The 12,878-nt window shown below is 41.0% G+C and carries 11 protein-coding genes; 3 read left to right on the top strand and 8 right to left on the bottom strand.

Annotated elements, in window-relative coordinates:
- The first annotated feature begins 428 nt into the window (after positions 1-428).
- Positions 429-2,117, top strand: a complete 1,689-nt coding sequence (locus tag QZ576_RS15410) for a M20/M25/M40 family metallo-hydrolase (protein ID WP_297098681.1) — start codon at positions 429-431, stop codon at positions 2,115-2,117.
- Positions 2,118-2,217: 100 nt separating this feature from the next.
- Here QZ576_RS15410 and QZ576_RS15405 read toward each other — a convergent pair whose 3' ends face one another.
- The 5 genes from QZ576_RS15405 to QZ576_RS15385 form a co-directional block, all read right to left on the bottom strand.
- The gene (locus QZ576_RS15405; RefSeq protein ID WP_297098680.1) at positions 2,218-3,897 is read right to left on the bottom strand and encodes a sugar phosphorylase; all 1,680 of its coding nucleotides are present in this window, start codon (positions 3,895-3,897) and stop codon (positions 2,218-2,220) included.
- Between the two features lie 13 nt (positions 3,898-3,910).
- Complete coding sequence (locus QZ576_RS15400) at positions 3,911-5,128, bottom strand: hypothetical protein (RefSeq protein WP_297098679.1); 1,218 nt, start codon at positions 5,126-5,128, stop codon at positions 3,911-3,913.
- A 144-nt stretch (positions 5,129-5,272) separates the two neighbouring features.
- Complete coding sequence (locus tag QZ576_RS15395) at positions 5,273-6,724, bottom strand: glycosyltransferase (protein ID WP_297098678.1); 1,452 nt, start codon at positions 6,722-6,724, stop codon at positions 5,273-5,275.
- Complete coding sequence (locus tag QZ576_RS15390; protein WP_297098677.1) at positions 6,721-7,602, bottom strand: HAD family hydrolase; 882 nt, start codon at positions 7,600-7,602, stop codon at positions 6,721-6,723. Before QZ576_RS15390 ends, QZ576_RS15395 begins: the two co-directional genes overlap by 4 nt.
- Positions 7,595-8,881, bottom strand: a complete 1,287-nt coding sequence (locus QZ576_RS15385) for a hypothetical protein (protein WP_297098676.1) — start codon at positions 8,879-8,881, stop codon at positions 7,595-7,597. The genes QZ576_RS15390 and QZ576_RS15385 overlap by 8 nt, the downstream gene beginning before the upstream one ends.
- Before the next feature lie 91 nt (positions 8,882-8,972).
- Between QZ576_RS15385 and QZ576_RS15380 the strand changes: the two genes are divergently transcribed.
- Complete coding sequence (locus QZ576_RS15380; RefSeq protein ID WP_297098675.1) at positions 8,973-9,848, top strand: creatininase family protein; 876 nt, start codon at positions 8,973-8,975, stop codon at positions 9,846-9,848.
- Positions 9,849-9,994: 146 nt separating this feature from the next.
- On the opposite strand, the gene QZ576_RS15375 is transcribed toward QZ576_RS15380, so the two are convergent.
- Both QZ576_RS15375 and QZ576_RS15370 read right to left on the bottom strand, forming a co-directional pair.
- Positions 9,995-10,204, bottom strand: coding sequence for a helix-turn-helix transcriptional regulator (locus QZ576_RS15375; protein ID WP_297098674.1), 210 nt, complete (start codon positions 10,202-10,204; stop codon positions 9,995-9,997).
- Positions 10,205-10,207: 3 nt separating this feature from the next.
- Positions 10,208-10,744 carry a DUF2975 domain-containing protein gene (locus QZ576_RS15370; RefSeq protein WP_297098673.1) on the bottom strand — a complete coding sequence of 179 codons (537 nt, stop codon included), beginning with the start codon at positions 10,742-10,744 and terminating at the stop codon, positions 10,208-10,210.
- A 196-nt stretch (positions 10,745-10,940) separates the two neighbouring features.
- Between QZ576_RS15370 and rimO the strand changes: the two genes are divergently transcribed.
- On the top strand, positions 10,941-12,236 hold the full coding sequence (gene rimO / locus QZ576_RS15365; RefSeq protein ID WP_297098672.1) for a 30S ribosomal protein S12 methylthiotransferase RimO: 1,296 nt from the start codon (positions 10,941-10,943) through the stop codon (positions 12,234-12,236).
- Between the two features lie 6 nt (positions 12,237-12,242).
- Here the strand turns inward: rimO and QZ576_RS15360 are convergent, their stop codons facing one another.
- Complete coding sequence (locus tag QZ576_RS15360; protein WP_297098671.1) at positions 12,243-12,875, bottom strand: hypothetical protein; 633 nt, start codon at positions 12,873-12,875, stop codon at positions 12,243-12,245.
- Positions 12,876-12,878: the final 3 nt, after the last annotated feature.

Here is a 12,878-nt window from a genome sequence, read left to right as displayed (position 1 = left end):
GTCTCGGTTCAAATTTAGCATCGTTAAAATGTATCTGTTGTTCATTGTTAGCATCTCAAATACACAAGCAATCGAAAAGTACATCTCAGCAAAACATGACAAATGTTTAGTTTCTGAAAGCAATTATTTGTTATTATTGTGTTGACGAAATGTTATAATTATTGGGTTTAATTTGTCAATTTGAGATCAATAGGGTTTAATTAAGTTTGTTTTAATCGTTTATTGACAAAAGAAGTGAGAAATTAAAATGTGGCAGAACTGTAATTATGAGCCCGTTTTTCTACCCATTAATTTGTAATGACAGAATAGTAAGCATTTTGTCTTTATATCCTAAAAAAACCTGTGCGTCTGAGAAAGTATCCAAATAGAGATAGTTGATCAGAAAGCCAATTTTGTATAGAACCATTAACAAAAACAATTTAAATCGCATGAAAAAAATTTCATTACTCTTAATTCTGTTTATTTCCGGGCATTTTGTATTTGCCCAAAACGAGGTTGAAAAAGGACTGGAAGCAATCTCCATGGAGTCGATAAAAGGACAACTGGAGTTTCTGGCATCCGACTGGACCGAAGGCCGAGCGGTAGGAACAAAAGGAGCTTATATGGCTGCTGATTACATTGCATCGATGTTTCAAACCTATGGAATTCAGCCATTTGGCGACGAAGCTTACACGCAACCATCGCGAAGCGAACGCATGGCTGGAGCAAGACCTGAACTGTACCATACTTATTATCAGAATTTTGGCCTTGTAGAATATGAACCGGGCGACGAGCAGGTATTTTCAGTGGTAACTAGCAAACCGGGAAGCGAAAGTTCGATGGATTTTGCCTATCAAACTGATTTTTATGTGCAGACCGGAACCGTTGGACAAAAAGTTCAGGCTCCGCTGGTTTTTGCGGGTTATGGCTATTCTGATGAAGATAAAACATACGACGATCTGAAAAAAATTGATGTTGAAGGAAAGATTGTTGTGATTCTGCAGGGATACCCGGGACATAAAGACACAACTTCTGTGGCCTACAAAAAGTACAAACCTGAAGGACGTTATGCAGCTTATTACCTCGAGCGTGACAAAATGCAAAGCTTGCAGGAAGCAGGAGCTTTGGCAGTAATCCGAATTAGTCCGGATGCCAACCCGATGATGGGCTGGGCGCAAAACAATATTTACAGAGATAATGGTGGTTTTAACGAAAGCGACAAACGCCCAAATCCGTATTACGGAAACAGAATGTCGTTACCGGGAAAAGAATTCAGTGGAAACTTGTCGACTTTCACTGTGTCGTCGCGTGTTGCCAACGAAATTTTGTCTGGATCAGGCATCGACATTGTAAAATTTGAAGAGGACGCAGCCACTAATATGGAACCGGCTTCGAAAGTTCTTAGCGGAAAATCGGTAGCTTTTAAAACATCGGTAAACTCGAAAGTAGTTAACGCACGAAATGTTGTTGGCTATATCGAAGGCGAAAAGAAAGATGAGTTTATTGTTGTTGGCGGACACTACGATCACCTGGGTAAAGTGGATGGAATTATTTACAACGGAGCCGATGATAACGCATCGGGAACGGTTGGTGTAATGGAAATTGCAAAAGCTTTTATGGCTACCGGCAAAAAACCTGAAAGATCGATTGTATTCGCAGCATGGACGGGCGAAGAGAAAGGTTTGTTCGGATCGACCTATTTTGTTCGCGACGCAAAAGAAAAAGATATGAATGTGGTGCTGAATTTGAACTATGATATGATTGCCCGAAATCCTGAAGGCGATACTTTAGGTAACCAGGCACACATGGTTTACACGGAAGCAAACACTGTAATTGGTGAAACCACCAAAAAGAATATTGAAGATTACGATATAAATCTGGATCTTGAGTTGCGTCCGTCGGAGCGTCCCGGTGGCGGTAGCGACCACGCACCATTTGCTCAGGAAGACATTCCTATTTTCTACTTTATGGCAGCTATGCACCCTGATTATCATCAACCATCAGATGAGTTGAGTAAAATAAACTGGGAGAAAATGCAGAACATTATTAAAGTTGGATTTTTGAATACCTGGAAGTTTGCCAATACCGATGACTGGCAAAAAACAACATTAAAAACCAATTCAGAGGTTAAACCTTAATTGGCAATAAAAACAATAAAAAACGGGCTTTTAAATCAAAAGCCCCTTTTTTATTGCCGATGTTTTGCATCGGTATTTTTTTATGAATTTGCCACTAGGTTTATGTAAGCCACAAACATTGGTAGGCTTTCAGTTTGCCTGAATCGATTGTTGAATCCGAAATCAGATCGAAAGTAAATGCATCCGGAATTTCAATCTCCTTTTCTTCGTCGCTCAGGTTGATGATGACCAGAATGGTTTGGTTTTCGGCCTTTCGTTTTAGAACAAAAAGATCAGTTCCAAAATCCAGAAACTCCTGGCCGGCATTTGGATGGAACGCTGCTTGTTTTTTCCTAAGCAGAATTAGTTGTTGTAACGACTCAAATACTTTCTTCTGTGGCGTGTCGCTGTTAAGCACTTTCTTCAACTCATCCAGTTCCCATTTGCGGCGATTTATAGTGCGATTATGTTGTGTTTTTTCGACGCCTTCGTAATAATTTGGGGTGGCTGTTAAGCTGTGAATATAAAATGCAGGAACGCCGGCCAAACTCATCATGCAAATCTGCGAAGCCAGAAATCTGTCAGTCTGAAACTGGTCTTCGCCCTTATGAGTGCCTTTAAGTGCATCAAAATAGGTGATGTTCAATTCGTACGGACTTTGGCTGCCATCCGGATTGGATTTGTAGTTAACCATGCCACCAAAACCTTTCATATTTTCCACCAACGAATTTTTTTCGTCGTCGGGTAAAAGTCCTTCCAACGGACGAACACCAATACCGTCGTGCGAGGCTGTAAAATTGAAAAAAGTTTTATCGCCGTCGAGTTGCGGTAGGCTTTTTGCCCATGTCGACAGATAACTTGAATTACCTGTGTGCAATGCATGCAACAACAGGGGTGGGAGGCTGAACTGGTAAACCATATGTGCTTCGTCGCCATCGCCAAAATAGCTCAGGTTTTCTTTGTTGGGCACATTGGTTTCGGTCAATATAATCGTATTCGGATTGATAAACTCAGCAACATCGCGCATAAGTTTAACCACCTCGTGGGTTTCGGGTAAATGCAGGCAGGTGGTGCCAACTACTTTCCACAAAAATGCAATTGCATCGAGGCGGATAATTCGTGCGCCTTTGTCGATGTAACCGATTAGGATATCCATCATTTCAACCAACAAATCGGGATTGGAAAAATCCAAGTCCACCTGGTCGGCACTAAAAGTTGTCCAAACATGTTTGGTGCCGTTTGCCGTTTCGTAAGGCGTTAAAAGTGGTGTGCTGCGCGGCCGCGTCACCTGCGATAGATCTGTTTTCGGATCTTCGGTTATAAAATAGTCTTTACCTTTTCCGTGCTGCTTTAAAAAGTTTTTAAACCACTGGCTTTTGCTCGATGCATGATTGATCACCAAATCGGCCATCAGGTCGTAATCTTTTGTCAAATCTTCAATATCGCGCCAGTCGCCCAGCTCGGGATTCACCTCTCTGAAATCAATCACGGAAAAACCATCGTCGCTGCTGTAAGGGAAAAAAGGTAAAATATGGACAACCGTTAACTGTTCGTTTAGTTTGTCGTTTAAAAAAGCCCGCAATGTTTGTAAAGGGGCTTCATCATTCGTTTTTATACTGTCGCCGTACGTGATCAAAACCACATCTTTTTCACCCCATTTCTGGCCTTTTGACGAGTTGATCCGGTACGACGAAATCACATGAATGAGATCGGCAAGAATCGATTTCTCATACTTATCCTTATAGATAAACTTTAGCCGACTCTCTATTTTTTTGACGAAAGAAGTATCGGGATTGATCATATTTCTTGGGGTTTTAGAGGATGTTGTTATCTGCTTCTACTATCTCATGAAACTCTTCTAATATGTCGGGGAATGCGCTTTGTACACGTTTCCAGCTTGGCATATTAGGCACGTTATCAGGATTTTCCAGAAACTGAATGCCGGACTGATAAACGTTTTTCACAAAAAGGTCGATCACTTCTTCTTCTTTATGGAAATCGTACGTGAGGCCGTTCATGGCAGCATCGGCTTTGTATAATTCAACAAATTCGAGTGCAATACGGTAATAGGTTGCTTTTAGTGTGCGGAAAAACTCGGCGCTTAATGTAATTCCATCCGAGGCCAGTTTCCCAAAAATTGCACGCGAAACATCGCGACTCATTTTCGACAGTCCTTTTTCGGCATCTTCGGCTGACAGGTCTTGATGTTTATGATCGTAACGGTCGGCAATTTCAACCTGACAAATCCGGTTAAACGAGTTGTTACGTTCAACCTCGTTCAAAATACCAATTTCAAGCCCCCAATCGTACGGTATACGAATGGTTTTAATTACATCGGCACGCATTGAAAATTCGCCTGCCAGCGGATATCTGAAACTATCAAGATATTCGAGGTAAGTATGATGGCCCAATAATTTTTTTAAGGTTCGTAAAAGGGGAGTAACCAGCAAACGAACGGCGCGACCGTGTAACTTTTCATCATCGGTTCTGAAATAGAATCCTTTGCAATATTTGAAGTTAAACGAAGGATCGGCAACCGGGTAAACCAGTCGTGCCAGCATTTCGCGGTTGTAGGTAACAATATCGGCATCGTGCAGAGCAATTGCTTCCGAACGCCCTGAGGCGATCATGTAACCAAAACAAAACCAAACGTTTCTTCCTTTTCCGGGAACGGTGGTAACAATATTCTTCGATGCCAGTTTCTTTTTGAATTCCTGCATGCGTGGTCCGTCGTTCCATAAAACGCGGTGATGCTGTGGTAATTCGGCAAAAAATTCCAGCGCATTTTTGTATTGATAATCGTCGGCACGGTCTAAACCGATAACAATTTCCGAAACATAAGGAATGTCTTTTAAAACCGAAACAATATCTTTTAGTGCCTGGCGCGAAAGTTCTGAATATAAGGAAGGAATGATTAATCCAATGGGACGTTTTTTACTAAATTTTTCCAATTTTTGTTCCAGCTCCTCATAAGGTCTGGCACGTAAATTATGCAGTGTTGCTACAAATCCATTCTGATAAAAATCACCCATTTTCTACTATTTTAATTGTCAAATAACTGTTGATTGTGCCGCGTTTTCGGCCACCTTTTAAATATAAAAAAATTGTTGTTTTAAACGACAAGTATGTCTTTTGAAAATACGCGTTTTACAGCATAATTAACATGAACAATTGTTTTATAACTCGCGCATATACATACTTTTTATAATCGGTTCGAGTTTATCAGCAATTATTTTATGATCGAGCTTTTCTTTTAGCACTTTTAGGTTGTGCATTACTACTTTGTTTCTGTATGGAATATCTGTAAGCAAGCGGTAAGCCGAGTCAACTAGTTCTTCGGTTACGCCACCGCCGTCAATTGCCGGAAGGTCAAAACCATATTGCTCAATTTCTTCTTTATAAACCTCGTATTTGTTGATTACCGCCGGCAATCCAAACGACATCATTTCAAGCAAGTTGTTACCAAACCCTTCCACATCGCTGAAATAAGTTCCAAGTCCGCCATGAGCAGCAACGATAGAAGGGACTTCTGCAAATTTGTAAAACTTCCGGTCCACAATAATATCGCGGTGCGAAAGGATATTGTGCTCGCCAAATATCAGGACCACATTACTGTTTGGATGTGCCTTGCAAAGTTCGGTGTAATGCACGTACAAATTGTTGAGGTACTGGTTTTGTTCGTCGCCCGAATGTCCACTAACAATGACCGCCACACATTTTTTCTCGCGGTTTTTGGTGAATTTCTTTTCCAGTTCAAAAGCCAGATCAATCGCCAATTCGATTTTCTTCCGCGGAACAACGCGGGTGTGCTGCAACAGAATTACTGTTTCGTCCATTGTAAAACCGCGGCTTTCTACTTGCTGAACAAGGCCGATGTCTTTAAAAAATGAATCGTTGTAATTGTCTTGTACCGGGCAAATGAGCTCTTCGGTTTGCGGATCGATGTCTTCCCAGTCCCATGGAATTTCGCAGGTGTTAGGAACAACAGTTGTTCGCAGTTTAAAGAATTTTTCGAGTTTGCTGGCGTTGAGTTGTTCGAAAAGCCTTTTTCCTAAATCAATTTGTTGCTTGTTGATAAAGGCAATCGAATTTACAAAAGTAACTCCCGGCAAGTATTTCAAATATTTCTGAATCACTTCATTCGGATTCGAAAAAATATCGCGCTCAAAATACGAATCGTGCCACCACACCATCAGTTTTGGCCAGATAATTCCTTCGGCGCGCAACTCTTCAATGTAATAACCTAAACCTACTGCCGTAATAAAATTATACGGATGCGAAGTGTTGTGCGCAATAATCAGGTCGATATCGTTTTCGTCAACCCACTCCTGAATAACTTTTTTGGCATACAGCGCATTTTCATGAATTAATTCATCCAGACCTTCGGTATCGGGATTATTGAAATTATTCAAAATGGTTTTGTGCGCCTCGCTTTTGTGCCAGAACACATCGTTTGTTTGCGCATTAAAACGCGGCGATGAGTGCGCAGCCAAAAAGAAAAAGTTACCAATATTTATGTCGAGGTGTTCCGACATGGCTTCAACTGTTTGGTCGATAACAATGGAAACACCATCGTTTTTGCCAATTAAGGAATGGATAATTCCTACGCGTAATTCGTTTAACTTCATCCTATAATTTTCAGTAGTTGTTGTAAATCTTTGATAATAAAATCGGGGAACATGCCTTTCACGCGCGGGTCGTCTTCGCGCAGTCGCAGCGAACGTTCGTCGCCGGCAAAAAGCACTGTTCGCAACCCTGCTTTTGTGGCGGTGTATACATCTTTCAGCATGTCGTTGCCCACAAATATTGCTTCCGATGGCTCGATATTATACTTGCTGTTCAATACCGGAATAAATTTTTCGAACAACGCCGTGTCGGGTTTTGCCCGTAGTTCTTTGAAAGAGTACACCGAAAGATCTTCCTCAAAAAGATCGATATGTTGATCGGTTGAAAATTCACCGGTCAGAAAATAATTCATGATTATGGGCGTGTAAAATTGCGCATTGGAAACAATACCCATTGGAATGCCCAATTTTTTTATTTCCAGCAGCACTTCTTTCATGCCCGGCATGGGATAAACGCGGTTACTCAGCAGTTCGAAAACCATTATGGTGTCTTCCCATGTTTCGTCGCCACTCAGTTTGAGTAAACCTTCCGTTTGAGCCGCTTCGAACATGTTTTTCCAAACATTAAAAATATCTACATCGGGGTAGGGATGACCTTTGGTTTTTAGCTCTTCGTGCTGCTTTTTAACCTGCACTTGTAACTGGTCGAGCAGAAAACTGCAGGTTTCTTCCTTGCAACCCGAGAAGTCGAATCCTCCGGCTTCCATGGCTGCGCGCATATTATCCTTGTTCAGCGAAGCCTGATCGATATCGCCAGACGAAGAAATAAGCAAGGTGCCGTAAATATCGAAAATAACGGCCTTTATCTTTTCTTTCGAATCGGTTTTTAAATTGGGGCAAAAAGTGGTGGGAATGGGTTGCAGTTGTTCTGAACTATCCAACCATTTTTTTATATCGTTTCTGAAGTTTAATTCCATATCCCTGTAAAGAATAGTTGTTTTTGATAATTGTCTTGTTTTTTTCTGTTACATGTGACGATACGTCACTAAATAGAGTGTTTAAGATGGGATTTTGTTCAAACAGTTTGTGTTTTTCTATCTTTTCGCTAAGAACTCCGGAAATGATCTCCATCTGCATTTTTAAGTTCAGATCTTTGAAGTCAGTTTTAATTCCGGGAATATTTAACTTGTAGTATAGCGTGGGAAAACTAAAACCATCGTCTTTAAAATCGCGGGTTATAAAATCGATGTCGCGGCCAACCACGGGGGTATCAAGTAACCAGGGTTCGAGGTACACCATTCCAAAACCTTCTTTATAACTGGTGGTGACGCAGAAATCGCTTCCTCGCAGTAATTTCTCGAAGTTTACTTTTTGGCCCGCTTCAAACACAATGTCAATTTCATTCTTGTTACAGAATTTCAGCCATTGGTTATACATTTCAATCTCAACCGGATTTTGTGGTGGTTGCGTTACCGCGAAATTCGCACGGTGGCGGAACAGTATGGAAAGCAGAATAAACTCGCCAATATTTTTTCGTTGAATAACACGCACCGGATATGTAACCAACAGTTTTTTTGCATCGATATTCAGCTCTTCGCAAACGGCTTGTTTGGCATCTGCTTTTTCGGGCAGGTCATCCGACGCATTAAAAGTTACCGGGTTTGGCAACCACTCAATACGGTCTTCCGTTACTCCCAATTCTTTCAATCGGTCGAAATCAAATGAATTCAACACACCGAACTGATAGTTGGGCAGTTTTGGGTAAAGCACTTCGTCGATATTTTGCGAAAAATTACCATAGATAATTTCTTCCAGAAACGAATAATTACTGGGGCGGTCTTCGGCAAAATCATGAGCGTGGTTAAACACCTTTACACCTTCTTTTGCCAGCAAATAAACGGCATAAGTAACAATCGGATTCTTTCCGAGATTAAGATTATGAAAGTGCAGAACAGTATCGGGAGTGAGGTGTTGACGAATTTCACCATGTACTTTGTGCAATATTTCTTTTGCTTCCTCCTCTGTGTATTGCCGGCGCTCGAGATAGTTGAGTTCGGGAATAATATGGAGTTCGGCATTTTTCGACGTTATCATACTGGCATCGGGGCAAGCGCCTACCAAAACTTTTATCTCTTCTCCCTCAAGGCTGTCGATCTGCGATTCGATGATGCGGGTAACACCACCGGGATTTAAATGACTATGTGCAATTACTACTGGCATGTTGTAAGTTTATCGATAAAAATAGAAAATCGTTGCTAAAATGTTTCCAAGAATCTATTTTTATGGAAATATTAACTAAAACCTAAGACCTATGAAAAAAGTTGCAACCTTGTTGCTTTTGGCCATCACTTCGTTTGTTTACGCCCAGGATTTATCGTATCGCCTGGAAGAATTAACCGCACCTGATTTTGTTAAAGCTGTTGAAAAGAGTGCTAAAACCTGCATTATTCCGATTGGAGTAATGGAGAAACACGGTCCTCAATTGCCTTTAGGCACCGATTTATACATGTCGCGTGAATATTCGCTTCGCGCAGCGGAGCAGGAATATACGGTGGTTTTTCCGTGGTATTATTTTAGCCAGATTAACGAAGCGCGTCATCAGCCCGGTACCATTTCGTATTCGCCCGAATTGATTTGGAAAGTGTTGCAGGAAACATTAGACGAATTGCACCGCAATGGTTTTGAGAAAATAATAATTGTAAACGGACATGGCGGCAACAATGCTTTTCTAAATTATTTTGGAATGGCACAACTTTCTGAGCCACGTGGCTATTCACTTTATTGGTTTCGTCCGGAGGGTGACAAGGAGTTGGATGAAAAAGCTGAAGCTTTAACACGTCATGATCCGTTTGATGAGCATGCCGGAAACAGCGAGACATCAAAAATGTTGGCTACAGTGCCCGATGTGGTGCATGTTGATAGGGCCAAAGATCAATCGGGTGTTGATCAGGACCGGATGAATGCACTAAAATATGTTTATACCGGAATTTGGTGGTATGCCAGTTATCCGAATCATTACGGTGGAGAAGCCTGGGATGCCAATGCTGAAGCTGGCGAATTATGGATTAACCATACGGTAGATCAGTTGGTAGAAATGATTCAGCTGGTAAAAGCCGACACAGTTGTACCTACTTTGCAAGAGCAGTTTTTTAAGGAAGCGGCTGATCCGTTGAAGACAAAGCAATAGTTGGTGTATCCTGCTTATACAAATATTAGAAGTCTGATTGTCATTTCGAACGTAGAGAGGAATCTGTTACTGTTTTGCGCTGCGGTAACAGATCTCTCCTCGCACTTTCGTCGAGATGACAGAAAACACGAAGCGGATCAGGCAAGTTATTTTTCCTCTACATATTCCAAGATATCACCGGGTTGACAATCCAGCGCCTCGCAAATAGCTTCCAGTGTGCTGAAACGAACTGCTTTAGCTTTGCCGGTTTTTAGTATTGAAAGGTTGGCCAGTGTGATGTTTACTTTCTCTGAAAGTTCGTTTAGCGACATTTTGCGTCGCGCCATCATTACATCAAGGTTTACAATTATTGGCATGGCTTAAACGGTTAAATCGTTTTCTGACTGAATTTCTATACCTCTCTTGAAAATCTGGAAAATAATAAACACCAGACAAGCCATAAACAAAAATTGTCCGTGCTTCCAGTTAGCATTCAGGTTGCCGGCTATGTCACCCATCCATGCAAAAAAGCCACCGGCAGTTACCGATAATATCCAAATGGCGAATAACGTATAACTTATTTTTGCGAGGTTGTATGCAATTATTCGGGTAAATGGATTAGATATTTTTAAATTATTAATGAGTTTAACAACCATCCACCAAACATAAGCTTTCATTGCATTAGTTAATATTAAGAGGAACATAGTGATTGAATATTTCAATAAACTGGTTTGCCTTAGATCATACAGATTTATTCCATCATATAGGTGGCTTGCGGCATCTGGATTCCAAACACTTACTGTATAAATGAAAAGTGTAGCTCCAGCCGCAACAGCAAATCCGAAGAATGCTATCCATGCCAATATCTTCATAAAAATCAAAACTTGTTCGGTTTGAGTTTTTCCCATCTTTTTCATGGTAGTTGTTTTAATGTTTTTATGCAAATTAAATAAATAATTATTGAAAAACAATAAATATTTATTGATTGGTGATTGAAAAGGCTCGGAAAACGATTATTTACATGTGTTATATTTCAGTAGTTAGTCGCTTATACTTTCTTAATTCAGACAAATTTATCTTTACTTTGCAGCCGGAAAAGAAACAAGAAAAATTATGGCGAAGAAAAGGGTAAATGTGGTAACCATGGGATGTTCGAAAAACCTGGTTGATTCGGAGGTTTTATTGAACCAGTTGCAGAAGGGGAAATTTGAAGTATTACACGATTCAAACGAAACCAATTTTGATGCAGTATTTGTAAATACCTGTGGTTTTATTCACGATGCCAAGCAGGAATCGATTGATATGATTCTGGATTACGCCGAGGCTAAAAAACGTGGCGAAATCGACAAGCTTTACGTTATGGGATGTCTCTCGGAGCGTTACCACAACGAGCTGGAGAATGAACTACCCGAAGTAGATAAATACTTTGGTAAGTTCGATATGAAAGCCATGGTTGAAGAGCTGAAAGTTACCTATGCGCCCGAGTATATTTACGAGCGTAAAATTACCACGCCATCGCATTTTGCTTATCTGAAGATATCGGAAGGTTGTAACCGTTCTTGTTCTTTCTGTGCCATCCCAAAAATGACGGGGCGACACCAATCACGCACCATCGAAAGCCTGGTGATGGAAGCCCGTTACCTGGCCAAAAAAGGAGTGAAAGAATTGTTGCTGATTGCCCAAGATCTTTCGTATTACGGAATTGATCTGTACGGAAAAAACCAACTGGCAGAATTGATCAATCAGGTTTCGGAAGTGGAAGGAATTGAGTGGATTCGTTTGCATTATTTGTATCCGACCAAATTCCCGATGGAGATTTTGCCGGTAATGCGCGAAAATCCAAAAGTGTGCAAATACCTTGATATGCCATTGCAGCACATTTCAAATCGCGTGCTGAAAAATATGTTGCGTCATGTTACCCGCGAAGAAACAGAAGCTTTAATTGCCAAAATAAAAGAAGAAGTACCGGGAGTAGTTATTCGCACAACCATGCTTGTTGGATTCCCAGGCGAAACCGAGGAAGACTTTGAAGAGTTGAAGGCATTTGTGCAGGAGCAGAAATTTGGCCGACTTGGTGTTTTCCCTTACTCGGATGAAGATGGTACTTATGCTGCTAATAAATTCGAAGACAATTTGCCAGACGAAGTAAAACAAGGGCGTGCCGACGAAATTATGGAAGTACAGCAATACATTTCAGCCGAACTTAACCAACAAAAAATAGGGAAGGAGTTCGATGTGATTATCGACCGAAAAGAGAGCGATTATTACGTTGGACGTACCGAATTTGATTCGCCTGAGGTTGACGGAGAAGTTTATATTACTACCGACGATGAAATAAAAAACGGCACCATTGTTAAAGTGAAAATAACAGGTGCCGAAGATTATGACTTGTACGGAGAATTGATTTAGAGTAACTTAAAGTTTCTGCATCTCCATTTCATTGATTTCTTTACCCCAGTTCGGATGAAGCGGTGATTTTGGTTCGAACTTGTCGAATTTCTCTTTTGCTGTTTCAAAATGAGGACGGGCAACTTCTGCGCCGCCACCAAATTGTTCGGGCGTGTTAAATAGCGTAACTGCGCGCAAATAATAACTTCTTGGATTTTCTGGATTTAGTGCAATTGCTTTGTCGAGCGCTGCATTCATTTTGGGCATGTATTCCATTCCTCTGGTCATTGGATCAACTGTAATCCGCGACGGATAAAGAAATGCCTGAAGCGAATATAATTCCGATTCGTTGGGCGCAATTTTTAATGCTTTGTCCAAAAATTGCTGCGCTTTATCCAGATAAGCATCTTTCTTGTTCACATCCTGGTCGATGTAGCTGATCACGATCATTGAATACGATGCATAGTACAACGGCAGCCATTCTCTTGTTTCGGTCATGCTGATTCGTTCAAAAGTATTTGCTGCCTCCTGAAAGTTGGCTACAGTTTCCGAACTGTTCATTTTTTCGAGGGCTGCTGTCATCGCTGCCTCGTAATTGTTTCCCTGTGCTGCGACAGTTAAAACTACCAAACTAAAAATAAGTGTTAATAAAGTTTTCATGTG

It is taken from the genome of uncultured Draconibacterium sp. (genome assembly GCF_913060805.1).
Taxonomy (GTDB): Bacteria; Bacteroidota; Bacteroidia; order Bacteroidales; family Prolixibacteraceae; genus Draconibacterium.
Note: the sequence above shows the minus strand (reverse complement) of the source record. Positions and strands in the feature narration are given on the sequence as shown.